This window comes from Gordonia sp. DT219 (genome assembly GCF_049847065.1).
In the GTDB taxonomy this organism is placed as follows: domain Bacteria; phylum Actinomycetota; class Actinomycetes; order Mycobacteriales; family Mycobacteriaceae; genus Gordonia.
This window is the reverse complement of sequence record NZ_JBNCNR010000029.1, coordinates 1-19,892: the sequence shown is the minus strand read 5'-3', so window position 1 is coordinate 19,892 and position 19,892 is coordinate 1. Positions and strand designations below refer to the sequence as shown.

17 protein-coding genes are annotated in these 19,892 nt (G+C 67.3%); 2 read left to right on the top strand and 15 right to left on the bottom strand.

Features of this window, described 5'->3' with window-relative positions; genetic code table 11:
- Positions 1-96: 96 nt before the first annotated feature.
- The 5 genes from ACPXB3_RS20245 to ACPXB3_RS20225 form a co-directional block, all read right to left on the bottom strand.
- Complete coding sequence (locus ACPXB3_RS20245; protein ID WP_425729298.1) at positions 97-429, bottom strand: Rieske (2Fe-2S) protein; 333 nt, start codon at positions 427-429, stop codon at positions 97-99.
- Positions 426-2,924: a nitrite reductase large subunit NirB gene (gene nirB, locus ACPXB3_RS20240; RefSeq protein ID WP_425729296.1), complete on the bottom strand. Its 2,499-nt coding sequence runs from the start codon at positions 2,922-2,924 to the stop codon at positions 426-428. Before nirB ends, ACPXB3_RS20245 begins: the two co-directional genes overlap by 4 nt.
- Entirely contained in the window at positions 2,924-3,271 is a 348-nt protein-coding gene (locus ACPXB3_RS20235; protein WP_425706504.1) for a molybdopterin oxidoreductase, read from the bottom strand. The genes nirB and ACPXB3_RS20235 overlap by 1 nt, the downstream gene beginning before the upstream one ends.
- Before the next feature lie 181 nt (positions 3,272-3,452).
- Positions 3,453-5,036: an FAD-dependent oxidoreductase gene (locus ACPXB3_RS20230; RefSeq protein ID WP_425729294.1), complete on the bottom strand. Its 1,584-nt coding sequence runs from the start codon at positions 5,034-5,036 to the stop codon at positions 3,453-3,455.
- Positions 5,036-5,971, bottom strand: a complete 936-nt coding sequence (locus ACPXB3_RS20225) for an AurF N-oxygenase family protein (protein WP_425706506.1) — start codon at positions 5,969-5,971, stop codon at positions 5,036-5,038. Before ACPXB3_RS20225 ends, ACPXB3_RS20230 begins: the two co-directional genes overlap by 1 nt.
- 170 nt (positions 5,972-6,141) lie before the next feature.
- Between ACPXB3_RS20225 and ACPXB3_RS20220 the strand changes: the two genes are divergently transcribed.
- Positions 6,142-6,912: an SDR family oxidoreductase gene (locus tag ACPXB3_RS20220; protein WP_425706507.1), complete on the top strand. Its 771-nt coding sequence runs from the start codon at positions 6,142-6,144 to the stop codon at positions 6,910-6,912.
- Between the two features lie 27 nt (positions 6,913-6,939).
- Here the strand turns inward: ACPXB3_RS20220 and ACPXB3_RS20215 are convergent, their stop codons facing one another.
- From ACPXB3_RS20215 to ACPXB3_RS20205, 3 genes are all read right to left on the bottom strand, one after another.
- On the bottom strand, positions 6,940-9,231 hold the full coding sequence (locus tag ACPXB3_RS20215) for a CocE/NonD family hydrolase (protein WP_425729292.1): 2,292 nt from the start codon (positions 9,229-9,231) through the stop codon (positions 6,940-6,942).
- A gap of 149 nt (positions 9,232-9,380) precedes the next feature.
- Complete coding sequence (gene rpmF / locus ACPXB3_RS20210; RefSeq protein ID WP_425706509.1) at positions 9,381-9,554, bottom strand: 50S ribosomal protein L32; 174 nt, start codon at positions 9,552-9,554, stop codon at positions 9,381-9,383.
- 152 nt (positions 9,555-9,706) lie between these two features.
- The gene (locus tag ACPXB3_RS20205; RefSeq protein ID WP_425729290.1) at positions 9,707-10,354 is read right to left on the bottom strand and encodes a DUF4190 domain-containing protein; all 648 of its coding nucleotides are present in this window, start codon (positions 10,352-10,354) and stop codon (positions 9,707-9,709) included.
- Between the two features lie 141 nt (positions 10,355-10,495).
- On the opposite strand from ACPXB3_RS20205, the gene ACPXB3_RS20200 reads away from it, so the two are divergent.
- Positions 10,496-11,428, top strand: coding sequence for an AEC family transporter (locus tag ACPXB3_RS20200; RefSeq protein WP_425706511.1), 933 nt, complete (start codon positions 10,496-10,498; stop codon positions 11,426-11,428).
- A 6-nt stretch (positions 11,429-11,434) separates the two neighbouring features.
- Here ACPXB3_RS20200 and ACPXB3_RS20195 read toward each other — a convergent pair whose 3' ends face one another.
- From ACPXB3_RS20195 to ACPXB3_RS20165, 7 genes are all read right to left on the bottom strand, one after another.
- The gene (locus ACPXB3_RS20195) at positions 11,435-12,082 is read right to left on the bottom strand and encodes a DUF1707 SHOCT-like domain-containing protein (RefSeq protein WP_425706512.1); all 648 of its coding nucleotides are present in this window, start codon (positions 12,080-12,082) and stop codon (positions 11,435-11,437) included.
- 84 nt (positions 12,083-12,166) lie between these two features.
- On the bottom strand, positions 12,167-14,152 hold the full coding sequence (locus ACPXB3_RS20190; RefSeq protein ID WP_425706513.1) for a vWA domain-containing protein: 1,986 nt from the start codon (positions 14,150-14,152) through the stop codon (positions 12,167-12,169).
- 22 nt (positions 14,153-14,174) lie between these two features.
- Positions 14,175-15,644, bottom strand: a complete 1,470-nt coding sequence (locus ACPXB3_RS20185; protein WP_425729288.1) for a sigma 54-interacting transcriptional regulator — start codon at positions 15,642-15,644, stop codon at positions 14,175-14,177.
- A 36-nt stretch (positions 15,645-15,680) separates the two neighbouring features.
- Positions 15,681-18,002 (bottom strand): ArnT family glycosyltransferase, encoded by a 2,322-nt coding sequence (locus ACPXB3_RS20180; RefSeq protein ID WP_425706515.1) that lies wholly within the window; start codon positions 18,000-18,002, stop codon positions 15,681-15,683.
- A gap of 120 nt (positions 18,003-18,122) precedes the next feature.
- Positions 18,123-18,707, bottom strand: coding sequence for a TIGR03086 family metal-binding protein (locus ACPXB3_RS20175; protein ID WP_425706516.1), 585 nt, complete (start codon positions 18,705-18,707; stop codon positions 18,123-18,125).
- On the bottom strand, positions 18,704-19,198 hold the full coding sequence (locus ACPXB3_RS20170) for an SRPBCC family protein (RefSeq protein WP_425729286.1): 495 nt from the start codon (positions 19,196-19,198) through the stop codon (positions 18,704-18,706). The genes ACPXB3_RS20175 and ACPXB3_RS20170 overlap by 4 nt, the downstream gene beginning before the upstream one ends.
- The gene (locus ACPXB3_RS20165) at positions 19,195-19,563 is read right to left on the bottom strand and encodes an ArsR/SmtB family transcription factor (protein WP_425706518.1); all 369 of its coding nucleotides are present in this window, start codon (positions 19,561-19,563) and stop codon (positions 19,195-19,197) included. Before ACPXB3_RS20165 ends, ACPXB3_RS20170 begins: the two co-directional genes overlap by 4 nt.
- Between the last annotated feature and the right edge of the window lie 329 nt (positions 19,564-19,892).

Here is a 19,892-nt window from a genome sequence, read left to right as displayed (position 1 = left end):
CCGCGTATCTGCGCCGACCCTACTCGCCAACGGTTCCGGCCACATCTCGGACCGTCGACACTCTTCTCCCGCAGCGTGGGCTCAGATCCACACGGCTCAGATCCACACCAGCATCCGGCCGTCACGGTCCTCGATGCGGTACGTCCATACCGAACCGATCCCGTCGGTCGTGCACCGGCCGTCGGTGAAGGCGAAGGCGTATTGGTGTAGCGGGCACACGATCTTGCCGAGGTCGAACTGCCCGTCGGCGAGCGGGCCGCCCTTGTGCGGGCAGACCGCCGACGTGGCGCGCAACGTGCCGTCGGTCATCCGGAAGACCGCGATCTGCTCGTCGCCCACCGCGTAGGCGCGGCCCTCGCCCACCGCCACCTCGGAGCCCTGGCCCACCTCGACCGGTTCGGTGGTGACGGCGCGCTCGAGCGCGGTCATCGTACCGGCACCTGCGGCAGCGGCAGCAACGGCAGCGCAGAGGTGAACTGCGCGTTGGTCTTCGGCTCCTCACGGTCGAGCCACGGGTCGACGTAGGCGCCCACGGCCGCGTCGATCCCCTCCTGCAGCCGGCCGGCGAGTCCGTCGCGGTCGTCGACGAGGATCGCCCGCAGCTCCTCGATCCCGACCCGCGGCACCCAGTCATAGGTGCGTTCGAGCCACTTGCCGTTCTCCCGGTAGTGCTGGATGAACAAGCCGCACAGCCGGATCACCTCGTCGGGTGAGTCGGCGGTGGCCAGCAGGTCACCCTTGCGCACATGCGCGCCGGCGGCGCCGCCGACATAGATCTCCCACAGCCCGTTGCCGATCGCCACCACGCCGAAGTCCTTACAGAGCGCCTCGGCGCAGTTGCGCGGGCAGCCGGTGACGGCCAGTTTGAGCTTGGCCGGAGTCTCCAGCCCCTGATAGCGCGTCTCGATGGCGATGCCCAGCGACGTCGAGTCACCCAGGCCGAATCGGCAATAGTCGGTGCCCACACAGGTTTTCACCGTGCGGAAGCTCTTGCCGTATGCGTACCCCGACGGCATGCCCAGATCCGCCCACACCTTCGGCAGGTCTTCCTTCTTGACCCCCAACAGATCCAGACGCTGCCCACCGGTCGCCTTGATCATCGGAATCCGGTACTTCTCGGCCACATCGGCGATCTTGCGGAGCTGCTCGGGCGAGGTGACCCCGCCCTTCATCTGCGGCACCACCGAGAAGGTGCCGTCGCGCTGGATGTTCGCGTGCACTCGGTCGTTGACGAACAATGCACCCGGTTCGCGTTCCCAGTCCGATTCCCACACCACCCGCAGCAGCGAGGCCAGCGGCATCTTCGCCGCCGCGTCCTCACCATCGGGTGCGAGCGCGGCGAACACCGCGCTCACCGACCGCAGGCCCTGACGCCGGATCGCCTCGATCAGTTCGGGTTTCGACAGCGGAATACATGGCACATACCAATCGGCGGAGGCGTCGGCGGTCAGCGACCCACCGGCCGCGTATTCGACGATGTCGGCGACCAGGCCCTTACAAGAACCGCACCCCTTGCCTGCGCGGGTGGCCGCACAGACCTCGGCGACGCTGGTGGCCCCGCCCGCCACACATGCGACCAGATCGCCCTTGGTGACGCCGTTGCAGTTGCACACCTGCACGTCGTCGGCCAGCTCGGCGGCACCGGTCTGTGCGCTCGGCGTCCCCATGTCGAAGAGCATCGAGATGCGTTCCTCGGGTAGCGGCACCTTCTCGTCGAAGGCCTGGGTGAGGAATCCGACCTTGGAAACATCGCCGAGCAGCATCGCGCCGATGAGTTTGTTGTCGCGAACCACCACCGACTTGTAGATGCCGTTACGCGGTTCGTAGAACTGGACGAACTCGTCGTCCTCGCGTTCGGGACCCTTGACGCCCATCGCCGCGACATCCACCCCGGCCACCTTCAGCTTGGTGGTGAGGCGCGAGCCATGATATTCGGCCCGTGGGTCGGCTCCGGTCAGCACGTCGGCGAGCACCACCGCCTGTTCCCATAGCGGGGCGACGAGGCCGTACACCTCGCTGCGATGCTGCGCGCATTCTCCCACCGAGTAGATGAATCCCTCGTCTTCGCAACGCATCTGGTCGTCGACGACGATCCCCCGCTCCACCACCAGACCGGCGCCGCGGGCCAGCTCCACATTGGGCCGGATACCGGCGGTCACCACGATCATGTCGGCGGGCAGCGAATCCCCGTCGGTGAACTGCACTCCCGCCACCTTTCCGGCGTCGGTGCGCTGGACCGCAGTGGTGCGTTTGCCGGTGTACACCCCGACCCCGAGCGATTCGATCTTGTTGCGCAACACCTTTCCGCCGTGCTCGTCGAGCTGCTGATTCATCAGATGCCCCGGCGAGTGCACCACGTCGACGTCGACGCCCTGCGTCCGCAGCCCGTAGGCGGCCTCGAGGCCGAGCAGCCCGCCACCGATGACGATGGCCCGCAGGTGATCCCGTGAGGTCGCCATCTGCAGCATCCCGTTGGTGTCGGCGATGGTGCGGAAACCGAACACCCCGCGTGCCAGGCGGCCGTCGGCCTCGCGGAGCCCGTCCATGTTCGGGAAGAAGGTGTGCGATCCGGTGGCGATGATCAGTACGTCGAAGCCGATGATCCGGCCGCTCTCGCAGGTGACCGTCTTCGCGAAGCGGTCGAGCTCCACCGCGCGATCGCCGGCATACAGGGTGACGCCGTTGTCGGTGTACCACGACATCGGGTTGAGCATCATGTCGTCGTCGTCGACCGCGTTCTCCCCGGCCAGGACGTGCGAGAGCATGATGCGGTTGTAGTTGCCGTACGGCTCGTCGCCGATCATGGTGATGAAGAACTGCTCGCCGCCGTCGCGGGCCAGGATCTCCTCGACCGTGCGGGCCCCGGCCATCCCGTTGCCGACGACGACCAGCCGCCGCTTGGGGGTCGCGTCACCGTCCCACATCAAATGAGCACCAGCCCGAAGTCGATGACCACCTCACCGGCGCACCCATCGGGTGCGGCGAGCACGAGTTCGAGCGTCGAATCCGGGTCGACGTCCTCGACCACCCGCAGCGGGACGTTGACCGCATCCTTGGCCCCGATCGGGAAGATCCGCATCGGGGCGCCGTCGCGGTTGAGCGACACATAGATCAGCTCGCCGGTGGGGTTGCCGCCACGAAAATACAGCGGCTGCGCCGTCAGTCCCGCGGGCACCACATAGGTCAGCGCCGGGTCGATCGGCGCGGGCTTGGTCAGCCCGGAGCCGGTGAACGCGAAGACGCCCTGAAGGAAGTGCGGGGTACTGGACATGCCGCCACTATCCCGACGGCGCATGAAATGCGACTTGCCCGCGTGTTACGGCGATGTTGTGAGACGCTCACCGCGCATACCCGGCGCGTTGCGAATACCGCATGCAGCTATGGCGACGGCCGAGACGATTATTGTCGTGGTCGTCGCCATAGCTGCACTTCATATGCGTGCGGGGCCTCTATCACCGCTTGCGGCGGCCCGCAGCCCCGACCATGTCGGGGATCCGCGTGAACTTCACGCGCGGACGACCCTGCTCCGCACCAAGCCGGCGCTCGATACGATCGATCGCGCGCATTCCGCGATATCCGATGACATGCCGGGTCCGCTTGCGCAGCAACGCGGTGAACTCGCCGGCCGCACGCGTGGTGCGGGGCAGCTCGCCGCCGACCGCATCCGAGATGAAGTCCTCGACGGTCCGCTGGGCGCATTTCTTGTTCGCCCCGATGCCACCGCTCGGACCGCGCTTGGCCCACCCGAGCACATACCTGCCCGCAAGCACCTGACCGTTCTCGTCGAGCATGCGGCCCGCGTCATTCGGGAAGATGCCGCGCGTCTCGTCGAACGGCAACCCCTGGATCGGCACCGAGCGGTAACCGATCGAACGGACCACGAGGTCGGCGGCGATACGGTGGCTCTGCTGCCCGGTCCGCACCGACACCTCTTCCACCTGCTGCTCGCCGAGGATCTCCGCGGGCGCGCTGTGGAACAAGAAGATGATGCGGCGACGGTTCGGGTCGGCCGGTGCGGTGAGGTCTGGCAGCTGCGCAGCGGGATCGTCGTGGACGACCACCTCGACGCCCGGAATGGTCGAGAGCGCACGGTATTCGGCCGACGTGTAGGCGGCACCGGCCTGATCGCGACGCCCGAGCACGACCACCTCGTGGACGTTCTGCTCCTCGAGGATGCGCAGCGCGCGATCGGCGATGTCGGTGGTGGCCAACAACTCCGGCGGCGAGACGAGAATCCGCGCGACGTCGAGGGCGACGTTGCCGGTGCCGACGATCACCGCACGGCCGGTGGCCGTGTCATCGGAGCGGATCGGCGGGGCGGCGTCCGCGCCGGGAACCGCGTTGTACCAGGCGACCAGCTCGGTTGCCGACGTCGACCCGGCCAGATCCTCACCCGGAATGCCCAGGCGCCGTGACTCACTCGCGCCCACCGCGTAGAAGACCGCGTCGAAGTGTTCGGCGAGTTCCGCCGGCGTGATCTGCCCGGCGTCGTGTCCGACCTCGACGTTGGTGGCCATGGTGACCCGCGGGTCCCGGTACATCAGGTCGAAGCCGCGCAAGACACCCTTGGTGCCCGGATGATCGGGCGCCACACCGGCACGCACCAGGCCGCCCGGCGTGGGCAGTTTGTCGATGACGGTGATCTGCGCCTCGGTCCGGTCGAGCAGGGTGCGCAGCGCGTACCCGCCCGACGGTCCGGTGCCGACGAGCGCAACCCGCAGTCCGGCAGGCAGTTTCGGGATCTCCGGGTACACCACGGGCAGTTGGTCGGCCGAGGCGTCCGGGTTGTTCTTGTAATAGTCGGCGTTGATCTCGATGAACACCTTGTCGCGTGTACCGAGCTTGTCGGCCGGGAAGATGGCGTCCACCGGGCACGCATCGGCGCACGCACCGCAGTCGATGCACACCTGCGGGTCGATGTGCAGGATGTCCGAGCTGCCGAAGCCGCGCTCTTCAGGCGTGGGATGAATACAGTTGACCGGGCAGACCGAGACACATGCTGCGTCGCTGCAACAGGATTGGGTGATGACGTACATCAGAGCATGTGCACTTTCCGGTAGTAATGCATCGCCGGCCGGGTCAGCAGACCGACCTCGTCGAGGAACTCCATCAGGTGCGCACAGCTCCCGCGGATCATCGACTGGAAATGCGAGTTGTGGTTCATCTCCTCGACCGCACGGTCGGCGTCGAGGCCGGCATCCTCGAAGGCCTTGCGCTGCACCAGACTCGACACGATGAAGTATGCGCCGAGCGAGACGTAGAGCGCGCTGAACTGGCGGCGGAACCAGCCGACACCTTCCATGGACTCGCGCACCTCCTCGCGCGCGAACCTCATGTGCCGCGACTCCTCGAGGACGTGGATCTCGTTGACGGTGCGGATGAACGGCAGGACGCGGTCATCACGCATGCAGCCGCGCTGGAAGACGTCGAGGACCTCTTCGGCGACGAGGATGCCGGCAAAGGCCACCTCGTTCTTGGCGGTGCGCTTGAACAGCTTGCCCAGCCGCCCGACCCACTTGGTGGGCTTGTAGGAGGTGCCGACCATCTTCTCACTGGCCTTGGCGAACATGATCGAGTGCCGGCATTCGTCGGCGATCTCGGTGAGCGCGAACTGGAACTCCGGGCTGTGGTAGGCGCCGAGGTACTGATCGCGGATGACCATCTCCTGCAGGATCATCTCGAACCAGATGCCGATGTTCATGATCGAGGCGAACTCGTGGCGGGTGACCGAGATGCGCTGCTCCTCGGTCAGCTCGTCCCAGTAGTCGGTGCCGTAGAGCGAGGACCACTCCGGGCTGCAGCCGTATTTGGTCGGGTCCATCGGCAGGTCCCAGTCGATCTCGGTCATCGCATTGCGCGAGAGCCGGGCCGCCGAGGCGAGTAGTCGCGCCGACACCTCCTCGGTGCCCTCGTCGTTCATGCTGATGACGACGCCCTCGTCGGTCGCCGTACGATCCATCGCGGCAGTCATGTCGTCTGGCCTCCAAGTCGCTCATGTCTTCTATGACAACGTCTGATGTCATATCAACGCTTATTGTCAAGATAGCAGCCCTGTGTGACGCGGTAAACAACTTCGCTACCATACTCACGAGTAAGTTCTGTGGAGTCACACGTTTATGCAGCTCAGAGCAAGGAGTGCACATGTCATCGATCTTCATCACCGGAGGCGCATCCGGCATTGGACTGGCCACCGCGCAACGCTTCGACCGTGCCGGCTGGACCGTCGGTGTGTACGACGTCAACCAGGATGCGCTCGACAAGGTGCACGCCGATCACCCGAACTTCCACACCGGTGTCCTCGACGTGCGCGAGCCGCAGCAGTGGGCCGAGCAGCTCGCGGCGTTCACCGAGCACACCGGCGGCACCCTCGACGTCCTCGACAACAACGCCGGCGTGCTGGTGGCCGGGCGTCTCGACGAGATCTCGCCGGCGGCCATCCGCGCCCAGATCGACATCGACGCGCTCGGCGTCACCTTCGGCGCGCAGGCCGCCTACCCCTACCTCAAGGCCACCCCCGGCGCGCACGTGGTGAACATCGCCTCGGCGTCGGCGATCTACGGCCAGCCGGGCATCGCCACCTATTCGGCCGCCAAGTTCTTCGTCGGCGGTCTCACCGAGGCCCTCGAACTCGAATGGGAGCACGACGACATCCGGGCCGTCAGCATCTGGCCGTTGTGGGCCAAGACCGCGCTGGCCGACAACGACGCCAAGTCCACCAAGACCCTCGGCGTGCGCATCACCCCCGAGCAGGTCGCCGAGAAGGTCTTCGAGTCGGTGCACCCGACCCGCGCCGACCGGCTGCTGCATCGCACGAGCTACTCCGTCGGCGCCCAGACCCTGGTGTTGGGCAATGCCGCCAAGTTCATCCCGAACTTCGTCAACCGCACCGTCAACAAGCTGATCGCGCAGTAACGAGCCGCAACCGCCGGGAATGCGGGGCTACCCGCCGTTCCCGGCGGGCACGTAATGCCGGCACGGCTGCCCGCGCACGCCCTCACAGGTGGTCGACCGGACCGCCGCCGATGCGCCCGGTACGACGGGCAGCACCAACGACGATGCACCCGGACCGAGTTCGACGGTGTCGACCACCCGGCCGCCGGTCGCGGGGGTGCCAAAACGCCACGAGGGCCGGTCGCCGCCGGGGGCGGTGATGGTCACCCGGATGCGTGAGCCCTTGTCGAAGGCATAGGCGATGGGGTTCAGCGCAATGCGCACCGTGTGGAACCCGGGTGAGAGCGGTTGTGGCGCAAGCCAATCCCGCGACGGGTTCAATGTGGTCGCGGCGGCGTTCGTCGCGCGCAGCGAGCTGCGCAGATAACCCGAGGTCACGTACTGTTCGGTCCCGTCGGGCCGTACCTCCGAGATGGTGGCCTGCAGGTCGGTGTCGGGTGCCGATGACGCCAGCTTCAGATCCAGCGACGCCGGACCCACTGCAACGGTGTCCGAGCCGGTTGGCGCACTTGTGAATCCGAGTCCGACGTCGCCGGTGACCGGCGCCCAGTTGTACGCCGGTTCGGCCTTCCACGGATCCTGCGACGCCCCGGATACGTCGAGTGTGCCGGCCGGCCGGCGTGCCGGATCGGGCCGGAATGACGCCTGCCCGGCCGGACCGTCGGCGCCGAGTCGCCCGCCGGTTCCCAGTGGCAGGCGGAGGCCGTCACCCACCGACGCCGGCGGCCACGACGAGTACCCTGCCGACCAGGCCGCGGCCGGGTTGCCGGGGGGACCGCCGCCGGTGCCGTTGCCGTAGAAGACCCGCACCCGGGGGTTCTGGACGAACCGGGCGCGCGCGGCGTTCACCGACGGCTGGCCGGAAAGCCGGTCGGTGACGATCGGAACGCCCGGCGCACCGGTCGTCGCCTCGTAGAGCACCGGTCCGAGCGCGGTCAGCGCCGGATCGGGTGGCGGAACCCGTTTGGCCACAAAGAGATTCAGGAACTCGTACCACGAGCTGAGGATCTGCGGATGTGCCGAGTCGAAGTGTGCGCCGTTGATCGCGGTGACCCACACGTTGGGGTTGTGCGCCAGCCGGGGAATGATCGAGGTCCATTGCGGGCCGGTCTGTTCGTCCTGGAGCGCCCCGGACAGGAACACCGGCACGTCGATCCGGGGTGCCCAGTAGGACGGCGACCGGTGGTCGAACAATGACGGTGTGCGCGTGGGGTTGTCGGCGACGAGCTGTTTGACGTCCTGGGTCTGCAGCCGCAGACGCTGATTGGCCTGGCACACCCGGTCGCCGTCGGCGATGGCCACCCGCGGATAGGGTTGGCCTCCTTGCGGTGCGGGCCGCGCGTCGTCCTGGCGTTCGGTGAGCCACGAGTTGGCGAAGCCGGTGTTGAAGATGCCGCCGGGAAAGCCGGTCGAGTACAGATCGTCGGTGATGCTCATCGGCGCGATGGCCGCCAGGCTGGGCGGGCGAGTTCCGGCGACCGCGATCTGGGAGATGCCGGAGAACGAGATGCCGATCATCCCGACCTTGTGCCCGGCGACAAAGGATTGCCGCGCAACGGTCTCGATGACGTCATAGCCGTCGTAGGTGGTCGGGTAGTCGAAGAGATCGAATGCCCCTCCCGAACAGCCACTTCCGCGCATCTGCACATTGACCGTGGCGAAACCTGCTGCGGGTCCGGCGATGCCGCCCAGCATAGTGGCGATCGCGGGTGCGCGCGGATCGGACACATGCGCGATCGAGCCCAGGGCGCCGAGGACAAAGTCGCCGGGTGCGGCCGTCTGATAGCCGGAGTATTCGATGACCGTCGGAAACGGGCCGTCGGCGAGGGTCTTTCCGACCGGCAACCGCACCATCACCGCGAGGCTGATCCCGTCGCGCACCCGGATGTAGTTGTATCCGGGTTTGAGATGCTGCCGATAGAGATCGGTCGGCGGCGGCGAGGTGTCGAGCACACCGAATACGTTGCCGGGCTTCCCGTCGACGGCGAACCGGTAGCCGCCGCCCGGCGCGAGATCGCGCACCACAAAGGACCCGAGCTGATCGACCCGGCCCGACCCCACCTGCGCGCCCGAGGCGTCGCGGAGGCTCACCGATGCCCCCGGCGTCGCGCCGGTCAGGTAGGCCTGTGTGACGCTGCCCGCGCCGACGCCCGCCTGCACGGCGGCAGCGGCCGGGCCGACCGAGAGCGGCACGATGACGGCGAGTACGCCCGCCACGACAACTGCGACGAACCCGCGCACACCGAACAGACGACGACGATCAGATTTTTCCCCCGGCATGGTCTGACGATACGACGATCGGCCCATCCGGGGATGTGGATCGATCGATACAGTCAGATCGATCCGAATCGCCTGCCCGCCGACAGCAACGACCGCCCCGCGGAGATCGCGGGGCGGTCGGTACGTGTATGACCCGGTGGGCCGGTCGGTCAGCGGCGGTCGAGATCGATGATGCCGGCCTGAGCGGCCTTGACGAGGCGGCGCGGAATGCGCTGCGCAACGCCGTTCACCTTGACCTCTTGCAGTACGGGGTTGTCCGCCTTCCACTGCGAACGACGGCTGCGGGTGTTCGCCCGCGACATCCGGCGCTTCGGTACAGCCATGATCGTGCCCTTCTCTACGTGTTCTCGCCGTCCATCCGCACCGACGGGCGGGGAATGGTTGGTCCTGGTCAGCGCCTCCGCAACCCGGCGGGCGCGATACGCAACCCCACCAGACTACCCGGCCGGTGGTCGGGGATCCAAAACGAGCCCTGTCAGTTGTAGGACGACGAGGACGAGGAGGCGAACAGAGCTACGCCCGCGATCAGGTAGATCAGGACGTAGACGATGACGATGACAAGAGAGATCGCGCCGATGATGATGCCCGCGAGCGCCATCCCCTCCCCCTCCTCGGTGCCGTGCGAGTTCTTGATCTGATTGCGCCCGATCACTCCGAAGACGATGCCGAGCCAGCTGAAGCACCCACATCCGACCAGCGACACGACGAGTGCGGCGATCGCCATGGGATTCGTCCGGCGTGCCGGTACTCCGAGGTACGGCTGCCCGTACCCGGGCTGGCCGTACGCCGGTTGGCCATACGCGGGCTGGCCATAGCCGGGCTGGCCGTACGCCGGTTGGCCGTACCCCGGCGGCGCATACCCAGGCTGTCCGTATTCGGGCTGCGCATATCCGGGCTGTACATATCCCGGCTGCGCATATCCCGGCTGCTCGTAGCCGGGTGGCGGCACCGCGGGCTGGGGTGCCGACGCCTGGTTGAGCTGGGTGGCCTGCCATTCGGACAGGTCATCAGGTGTCGACGCCGACTTGTTGAAGTTGATCTTGGGTTGATGGACTGTCGTCTCGTCGCCCGGCGACGCCCCTGATCCGGCCCACTGTCCGTGGTCATCGTGCGGTGAAGACATCTGTCGGCCCTTCGTGTTCGGTCGCCCCCCGGGGAGCGTGATGCGGCCCAAGCGTAACGAACCCCGGCGGCCATCACCCATCCCGATTGCCCCGACTCATCCGTTCGAACGGCAAATCGATACGGCAATACACTTGTCCGAGTGTCAGGCGTCTTCTCAGGGTTCACAGCGATTTTCATCATGGTCGGCGTCGGCTTTCTTCTCGGTCGCACCGGAGTTCTCGGGGAACACGCGGGCGAGGTGCTCTCACGCCTCGTGTTCTTCGTCGCGACCCCCGCGCTGTTGTTCCACTCGCTGGTGACCACCGATCTGTCGGCGGTGTTCTCCACGACACTCGTCATCGCCGGCGGCAGCGCGCTGGCGATCGCCCTCGTCTACCTGATCGTCGCCAGGGCGTTCCTCCGGCGACCGGTTCCCGAACTCGTCATCGGCGCGCTGTCGTCGTCGTATGTCAACAGCGTGAACCTTGGTGTGCCGATTGCGATCTTCGTGCTCGACGACGCGTCGTTCATCGCTCCGCTGCTGCTGTTCCAGATCCTCATCTTCTCGCCGATCGCGCTCACCGCACTCGATCTGACCGCCCTCGAGCGCGGTACCGGCCGCCCGTTTCGCGACGCGGTGGTCCTGCCACTGACCAACCCGATCGTCATCGGCGGGCTGATCGGCGTGGCCATCTCTGCCATCGGATGGACGCCACCACAGGCGATCCTGGAACCACTGAACATGCTCGGCAATGCCTCGGTGCCCGGCGCCCTGCTGGCGTTCGGCTTGTCGCTCACCGGCGTCACGATCTTCAAGAAGGGCGAGAGCCCGCGCCGCGACATCGTGCTCGCCACGGTCCTCAAGACGGTCGCGATGCCGCTGCTGGTGTATGTGATCGCCCGGTGGGGCTTCGGCGAACAAGGGCACAAACTGTTCGCGCAGACCGTGATCGCCGCGCTTCCGACGGCACAGAACGTTCTGGTGTATGCCACTCGGTATCGGCGGGGGCAGGTACTCGCGCGCGACGCCGCGCTGATCACCACCATCGCGTCCATCCCCGCCATCGCGATCATCGCGTGGCTGCTGGCCTGAGTTGCGCTACCAGAGTTTGCGCGGCTTCTCGCCCCGCTCTTTGCGTTTCACCTCGACGCCACCCATCAGCGCAAACCCGGTGACGTGGACGGTGGGGGCACCGGGCGCGCCCGGGCCCGATGCCCGGCCGCTGAAACCGCCCATGATCGCGGCGCCGCCGATCTCGACGGTCACGTCCGGCGGCACGGTGATGTCGACGCCACCCATGACGGCCACACACTGGATCGTCAGCACCGGCGCGGTGAATTCGACCTCCCGCAGATCGATGTCGACGCCGCCGAGAATGGCGGTGGCCGACAGGTGCTCGCCCACCGCGGCCTGCCCGTTGAGCTCGGAACCCGACAGGATCGCGAGCCGATTGTGAACGGGCTCGCGGCCGCTGCCGGAGGTGATCGTGGACGGGTACGGCGCGTCCGGCGCAGGTAGCGCCACCCCGAGCTGGGTGACCGGCAGATCATCGGTGAGGGCATCGAGCTCACCAAAGGTCTTGGCCATCACCGCCTTCCCCGCACGCTCCTCATACTCGACCGGCGACAAGCTGCCCTGCGCCATCGCCGCGGACAAGATCTCGTGCACCAATTCACGATCGGCGTCGGCGGCGCGCAACCGCGATCGGCGGTCGTCGTCGTGGGTGGGATCCTCTGCAGTGCTCACCGTGTCAGGTTAAACCCGCACCGCGAGCTCGGACATGAGTGAACACCCTGAGATACGACCCTGAGTCGGGCCGCGCCGGCCGGGTCAACCGCGCCGCGAGCCCCGCCGCGAGCGTAGATAGTCGCCGACGACGGCGGCACCGAGTCCGTCGACGTCGGGGGCGACGACCCGCCCGCCGATCCGGCGCGCGATCTGATCCATGAAGTGCGCCAATCCCGGATCCTCACCGAGCCGGAAGAACGTCACCTGCGCGCCGAGGCGGGCGACGTGGTCGAGCTCCCGGACGGTCAGTGCGATCGTCTGCGGATGCGGCGGATAGAAGAAGAACGGCTCGCCGCTGGGATCGAGATGGGCGGTCGGTTCGCCGTCGGTGACGACGAGTACCACCGGTTGCGCGTTGGGGAAGCGACGCAGATGTCGCTGAGCCAGCAGCAGCGCGTGATGCAGGTTGGTGCCCTGCTCCATCCGTGGCTGCAACCCGGTCAGCTCCGCGATGTCGATCGAACGCGCATAGCGGCCGAAGGCGATCACATGCAGCTCGTCGCTGCGGAAGCGGGTGGAGATCAGGTGATTCAGCGCGATCGCCGTACGCTTCATCGGCGTCCAGCGACCCTCCATCTCCATCGAGAACGAGGTGTCGACGAGCAATACCACCGCGGCCTGCGTGCGGGCCTCGGTCTCGGCGACCTCCACGTCCCGGACGTCGATGTGCACACCCGGATGCGCCTCGGTGGTTGCCGCGCCCTCGGCTGCGCTGCGCAGCACGGCGTTGGAGATGGTGCGCGAGACGTCCCACGGATCGGTGTCGCCGTAGGCCCATTCCCGGGTGCCGCCCGACGGCTCCCCCAGCAATCCGCTGCTGCGTGTCTGCCGATCGCCACGGCCGCGCATCTGCTCGGCGATGTCACGGAAGATCGACTGCCCGAGCTGCCGCATCGCCTTGGGACTCAACCGGAGTTGGCCGTCGGCAGTGCGGTCGAAGAATCCTTCTTCGCGCAGCGCCTTCTCCAGCTCCGCCAGGGTGCGCGCGTCGATCCCGGCCTGCTCACCGAGCTGCCGCTCGAGGGCGTCGATGTCGATGTCGTCCATCTGTGCGCCGGCGTACTGCTGCGACAACTGCTCGGAGAGCGCCTCGAGCTCGGAGATGTCACGCAACGCCGCGGCACCCTCCCCCAGCCCCATCTGCTGATCGCCGGAGAACTCCTGGGCGTTGTCCCAGTCGAGCCCCGGGCGCGCCTGCCGCAACGCCGAATCCATCTGGGCGAGTTGGCCCATCAGATCCGGCGAACCGAACGCCTGTTGCGCCAGCTGGTCGAGCTCGGCACGCTGCTCGGGGGTCAGCGAGTTGTAGAACTGCTGCGCCGCCGCCGCCCGCTGTGCGAGTGAATCGATCAATTCCTCGGTGTTGCGCGGGTTCTCTGGGAACCGATCGCCGTGCTTGGCCATGAACTCGTCGAAGGCCTGCGAAGTATCTTCGCCCCGGTTGTGGGCGTCGAGTAACTCGTTGAGGTCTGAGAGCATCTCCGAGATCTGTTGGCGATCTTGGTCATTCGCGCCCTCGAGGGCCTCCTTCATACCGGCGAAACGCTGATCGAGCAGTTCGCGGCCGAGCAGGTCCTTGATCTTGTCGTAGTCCTGACGCGCCTGCGGACTCCGCCACTGATATTCGGACAGTTCTTCGACGGCCTGTGCGGTCGACGGTGGCAACGATCCGATCTGCATCTCGGCGAAACGCGCTTCGTCATCGAGGTCGCGCGCGAGTTGCTTACGCTCCTCGAGGACCGCATTGTCGAGCAGCTCGCGGATCTCGGCGAACGTACCGTCGAGATTGCGGTTCTTCAGCAGCTCCTGCCTGCGCCGGTTGACCTGCTCTCGCAGTTTGTCGAGGCCCGCCATGTCTTGCGACCCGCGCCGCAGGAACTCCCGCAGCGCACGCTGCGGACTGACGCCGCTCATCACGTCGTCGCCGATCTCGTCGAGCGCCTCGCGCAAATCCACCGGGGGCGCAAGCGGATCGGGCCCGCCGGTGTAACGCTGGTATCGGGACCGGTGAAACTTGTTGTGCACCATAGGGTTCTCCCGCCTGTGCCACTCAGCCGTAGATCGTCTGACCCGACTCGTCGGCTTCTTTGCCGATCCGCCGCGCCAAGAAAAGTCCTTCCAGGGCCAATTCGACCGCACTGGCTCGTTCTCCGTCGGAGTCGGCCTCGAGTCGCTCGGCGATCTCGGTGAGCACCCCCGATGTGGTCTCCGGCGACGGCAGCGACGCCAGGAAGTCGGCGGCGGTGACCCTATCGCCGGTGACGACCAGCTCGCCCGATTCCAGCGCCGACACCAGCGGCGCCATGTCGATGCCGCCGAGGTGTGCGCGCACCGTGTCGGCGACCGAACGGCGCATCAGATGCTCCAGGATCTCCAGTTCGCGTCCCTCTTCGCCGGACTCGAATTCGATCTTGCCGCGCAACACCTCGATCACCGACTCGAGGTCGACGACGCGCGCCACCGGCACCTGCTCGCCGGCGACGGCCGAACGGTGCAGGGCCGCCGCGGCGACCGTCTCGGCGCCGGCGATCGAAAAGCGCGCCGACACACCGGATCGCTGGTCGATCGACGGATGGTCACGGGCGTAGCGGGTGAACCGCGCAAGGATCTCGGTGATGAACGTGGGCACCGTCGCCGTGAGGTCGGCCTCCTGCTCGATCACCGCGATCTCGTCGTCGAGTTCGAGCGGATAGTGCGTGTGGATCTCCGCGCCGAACCGGTCTTTGAGCGGGGTGATGATGCGACCGCGGTTGGTGTAGTCCTCCGGGTTGGCACTTGCCATCACCAACACGTCCAGCGGCAACCGCAGCGTGTATCCGCGGACCTGGATGTCGCGCTCCTCCATCACATTGAGCATCGAGACCTGGATGCGTTCGGCCAGATCGGGCAGCTCGTTGATGGCCACGATGCCGCGATGGGCACGCGGGATGAGACCGAAATGGATGGTCTCGGGGTCGCCGAGGCTGCGGCCCTCGGCCACCTTCATCGGATCGATGTCGCCGACGAGATCGGCGACCGACGTGTCCGGGGTCGCCAGCTTCTCGCTGTAGCGCTCACTGCGATGGCGCCATTCGATCGGCAGGTCGTCGAGAAGGTTGGCGGCCTTGCGAATCGAGGCGGGTGTGATCGGCTCGTACGGATGCTCGCCGAGCTCCGAACCGGCGATCACCGGGGTCCACTCGTCGAGCAGACCGGTGAGGGTGCGCAGGATGCGGGTCTTGCCCTGGCCGCGCTCACCGAGCATCACGACGTCGTGTCCGGCCAGCAGAGCGCGCTCGAGCTGCGGAATCACCGTCGCCTCGAAGCCGACGATGCCCGGCCACGGGTCGGTGCCCGCGCGCAGCGCGGTGAGCAGGTTGTTGCGTATTTCGTCGCGCACGCTGCGCTGAGCATGATCGCTTGCGCGTAGTTCACCGAGGGTGCGGGGAGAGGGATGTCGGGTTTCGGTGGTCGTAGAACCGCCGTTCGGGGCTTCGGTGTGGATGCCCCCGGTCGTGAAGTCTTCTGCCACCTCGTCCACGGTACGCCGCAGGTGATTGCGCGCGCCGGGTTCACCTCAGCCGGCGACGACGGGGCGGGGGTTGTCCGTCGAGCCGGGAGTGATGTGGTGGCGGCCGGAGCGGCCGCCGGGCCTGCCCGTGGGCGTGGTACCACGGTTGGTCGACCGGCCGCTGGTGTGCGCGGCCGGGGCCGGCTGGGTGGTCGTCGGCTGGGTGGTCGTCGGCTGGGTGGTCGTCGGCTGGGTGGTCGTCGGCTGGGGCGATGGTGCCACGCCGAGGTCGTAGACGGTGTAGTCGCCGATCGTGGTGCCGTGGAAGTTCGCCTGCACCCATTGCTGGATCTGGGTGGTCACCGAACTGCGGCCACCCCCGAATCCGTGTGCTGCGAACATCTCGGCAACGGCGGCGTCGGCACCCGCACCGCCGGATGCACCACGGCCGCCGCCTGCGCCGTCGGATGCCAGGTAGTAGCCGACGTCCTTGTCGGCGACGTACTTCTGGAACTGCGCGAGGCTGGGCGCGGGATCGCCCGAGAAACCGCCGATACCCATCACCGGAACCCGCGCGGCGAGTTCGACGCCCGATGCGGTGGCGGTACGCGAGACCGCCGCCGCCCAGCGGGCGTGGCTGCCCTGCAGCATCGACTCGAGTTGTGCGGGCACTCTGGTGGCCCCACCGCCGAACCCGCTGCCGCCCATTCCGCCGGCCCCGACGCCGCCCGCGCGGCTTGCGCCGGCGGTGCTCGCGATGTGACCGGTCGGCGATCCCCGGTCGGGCAGGACCGAAGGGCTGCCGCCGGTGTGTGCGACGGTGTCGCCGGTGATCGCGTACGCCGCGGGCGCGGCGAAGACACCGATGAAGCCCAGGATTCCCGCCGCAACTGCCACCCGGCGCCCGAACCTGCCCGGCACGAGGACGAGCACGGCGGCCACGACGGCGGTGCCGAGCACCACCCAGCGCAGCCACGGCTGCCAGCCCGGCTGGCGATCGAGCAACACAAAGGACCAGATGCCCGCCGCGGCGATCATCGCGGCCAATCCGCCGCGCGCCGTGTACCGCCGCCACGACACCAGATCCTCACGTGCACACCAGGATTGATAGACCCCCAGGCCGACGAGCCCGGCGATCGGCGGCGCGATCGCGAGCGAATAGTACGGATGTGCCGTTCCACCCATGTAGGACAGCAGCAATCCGTCGACGAGCAGCCAGAGACCGAACAGGACCGCCCCCGCACGTACGAGGTCGGTGCGCGGACGCCGGCCACGCAAGGCGAGGAGGACGATGAGTGCGACCAGTGCGGTCGGCAGCAGAAACGAGATCTCGCCGCCGAATTCGCCGGTGAACAACCGCGTGATGCCCGGCCCCGATCCGAACATCCCGCCGAAGCCACGTCCGCCACCACCATGGCCGCCGAATCGGTCTGCGACGGACGGGTTTTCGCGCATGAAGTCCGTCATCGCGCTCGAACCGCCGTGCGCGCCGGCACCGCCGCTGCGGCCCTGCACCCGGTCGAGCCCGTTGTAGCCGATCACCAGATTCATGAAGTTGTTGTCGGTCGACCCGGCGAGGTACGGCCGCGACGACGCGGGCCACAGCAGCGTCAGGACGACATACCATCCGGCCGAGACGGCAAGGGCGACTGCGGCGACGAGCAGATGGCCGACGCGACGCCAGAACGGCACGGGTGCGGCGAGGAGGTAGACGACGCCGAGCGCCGGGAGCACCATCAGGCCTTCGAGCATCTTCGCCAGGAACGCGAATCCGAGTGCCACCCCGGCCAGCGCCAGCCACCGCATCGAACCGCGGGCGGTGGCGCGCATGGTGCAGTACGCGGCGGCAGTCATCAGCAGGACCATCGCCGCGTCGGGGTTGTTGAACCGGAACATCATGGCGGCAACCGGCGTCACCGCGAGCGCGAACCCGGCGAGCAGCCCGGCCGGACGCCCACCGATACGGGCGACCATCGCATACATCAGTGCCACCGCGGCGACGCCCATCAGGGCTTCGGGGATCAGCATGGCAGCCGAGGAGTATCCGAAGATCTGGCCGGACAGGCCCATCACCCACTGCGACACCGGTGGCTTGTCGACGGTGATGAAGTTGGCCGGGTCCACCGAACCGAAGAGCAGCGCCTCCCAGTTGCGTGAACCCGCCCACGCTGCGCCGGCGTAGAAGGTGTTTCCGTCGCCGTTGATGGTGATGTTCCACAGGTAGAGCACCGCGGTGGTGACGAGCAGGGCGGCGAGCAGCGCCCGGTCCCGGCCGGTTGCGGGCGGCAGGGCCGCATCGCTCGGGATCGTCTCGTCGACGCGGCGGGGTGAGTGGGCAGCGGTCTCGGCGGTGTCGAACGTTGCGACGTCGGGTCGGGTTGCGGTCACGGTGACGATGGTCCGCCGGGTCCACTGGCTTTCCGGTGTGCGCCACCTGCGAGCTTGCTGTGAGGACCGGGGAATGGGCCACACAGAATCGGTCACACGGAATCGGTCACACGGAATCGCTCAGATGGTGGCGGTCGGCGCCCACGCCGGGTCGCGGCCGATGAAGCCGATCAGTGCGGTGACGGGGTCGGCGTCCGCGGGCACCGGCACCGCGGGGCCGTACTGTCCGGAGCTACGGAGTACCTCCTCCATCCCCCGCATACCGGCATGGAGTTGCGCGGCGAATTCGGGGTCGAGGTGTGCGTCGCGGCCGGCCGCGGCAGAGAGATCCCAGGTGTGCATGAACACATCGGCGGTGTAGAACATGTCGATTGCGTCGGCCAGGCGGAATTCGCCGATCATGGGATGGGTGAACGCCTCGCCCGCTGCGGGCCCGTCGAGCAGCGTCGCGATGTCGCGTCGGCGGGCATCCCATGCGGCCGCCGGATCGTCGGCGACATCGGGTACGCCCGGCAGGTGTACGCCGCCGGCGGAGAGAAATCCCGGGAACCAGTCGATGAGATGGGAGACCACGTCGCGGGCCACCCATCCGGCCACCGGCGTCGGAGCGTCCCAATCATCGACTGCGGCAATCTGTTCGGCGAATCCCTCAGCGATCACGGCATGTCGCTGCGCCGGGGGCATCTCGGCGAGGGGCGCGCTCACAGCTCTCCCGCGGCGAGCATGCGGTCGAGTGCGGCATAGCCTTCGGCGACACCGGCTTCCATGCCCGATGCGAGCCAGCCATCGCGCGCCTGGAAGCTGTCACACAGCGATTGGGCGCGCAGCCGCGTGGTGCCGTCGCCGAGGTCGTCGAACCACAGTGTCTCCAGCGACACCTCGTCGGGCATGCCCTCGAAGGTGAAGGTCTGCACGATCTTGTCGTCGGCGACGGTGTGGAAGCAGCCGCGGAAGCCGTACTCCTGCCCATCGTGTTCGGAGACGTAGCGCCAGCTGCCGCCGTTACGGACGTCCCACTCGATGATGCGGCTGGTGATGGCGTCCGGCCCGACCCAGCGCACGAACAGTTCGGGGTCGGTGTGGGCGCGCATCAGCTGGGACACACTGCCACGGAAGTCGCGGGTGATGCGGATGATCGGCACCTTTGCGTCGGCTTCGATCGTGGCCTCTGGATAACGGGGCTGGGTGGTGGTCATGATGCCTGTCCTCTTCTCTCGGGTCGGTCGGTCTCGGCCGGGTTGTCGTTCATCTCCACCAGCAGTGCGTCGAGGCGCCGGTAACGCTCCTCGGCCCGTCGGCGGTATCGCTCGATCCATGCGGTCATGAGGTCGAACACCTCCGCTTCCAGATGGACCGGACGCGTCTGCGCCTCCCGTGTTTTCGTCACCAATCCGGCGTCCTCGAGGACCTTGAGGTGTTTGGACACCGCCTGGACGCTCACGTCGTACGGTTCGGCGAGCGCAGTGACCGTCGCATCGGAAACGGCCAGTCGCGCAACAAGGTCGCGTCGAGTCGGATCTGCCAGTGCGGCAAAGACCTTCGACAACTCGTCGTCGGCCATCGGTTCCTCACTCCATGTCTTCGGCTTGTGGTCTGTCTTCAACCGATTGGTTTAATACGAGGGTGAGCGCCGACCGCACCTTTGTCAACCCCTCGGTTGAATGCGACGTAGTTGAACGACGTAGTTGAATACGGTGCGCGGTGCAGCTGACGACGTCAGCGTGGGTGGGTGGTGATGGCCTGCCCGGTATCCCGATGCCGCCAGGTGACCGTGCGGTCGATGTTCAACGTGGGCCGCCAGATTCCCAAATGTTTGCGTTGATGATCGGGGCGGCACAACGGGATCAGATCAGCGGGCAGCGTCCAACCCCCGGCCCGCGGATCGGCATG

Bases quoted from the DNA above. Each gene is read 5' to 3' on its own strand.
- ACPXB3_RS20245 (WP_425729298.1), bottom strand. From the start codon at position 429: ATGACCGCGCTCGAGCGCGCCGTCACCACCGAACCGGTCGAGGTGGGC.
- nirB (WP_425729296.1), bottom strand. From the start codon at position 2,924: ATGTGGGACGGTGACGCGACCCCCAAGCGGCGGCTGGTCGTCGTCGGC.
- ACPXB3_RS20235 (WP_425706504.1), bottom strand. From the start codon at position 3,271: ATGTCCAGTACCCCGCACTTCCTTCAGGGCGTCTTCGCGTTCACCGGC.
- ACPXB3_RS20230 (WP_425729294.1), bottom strand. From the start codon at position 5,036: ATGTACGTCATCACCCAATCCTGTTGCAGCGACGCAGCATGTGTCTCG.
- ACPXB3_RS20225 (WP_425706506.1), bottom strand. From the start codon at position 5,971: ATGACTGCCGCGATGGATCGTACGGCGACCGACGAGGGCGTCGTCATC.
- ACPXB3_RS20220 (WP_425706507.1), top strand. From the start codon at position 6,142: ATGTCATCGATCTTCATCACCGGAGGCGCATCCGGCATTGGACTGGCC.
- ACPXB3_RS20215 (WP_425729292.1), bottom strand. From the start codon at position 9,231: ATGCCGGGGGAAAAATCTGATCGTCGTCGTCTGTTCGGTGTGCGCGGG.
- rpmF (WP_425706509.1), bottom strand. From the start codon at position 9,554: ATGGCTGTACCGAAGCGCCGGATGTCGCGGGCGAACACCCGCAGCCGT.
- ACPXB3_RS20205 (WP_425729290.1), bottom strand. From the start codon at position 10,354: ATGTCTTCACCGCACGATGACCACGGACAGTGGGCCGGATCAGGGGCG.
- ACPXB3_RS20190 (WP_425706513.1), bottom strand. From the start codon at position 14,152: ATGGTGCACAACAAGTTTCACCGGTCCCGATACCAGCGTTACACCGGC.
- ACPXB3_RS20170 (WP_425729286.1), bottom strand. From the start codon at position 19,198: ATGACCACCACCCAGCCCCGTTATCCAGAGGCCACGATCGAAGCCGAC.
- ACPXB3_RS20165 (WP_425706518.1), bottom strand. From the start codon at position 19,563: ATGGCCGACGACGAGTTGTCGAAGGTCTTTGCCGCACTGGCAGATCCG.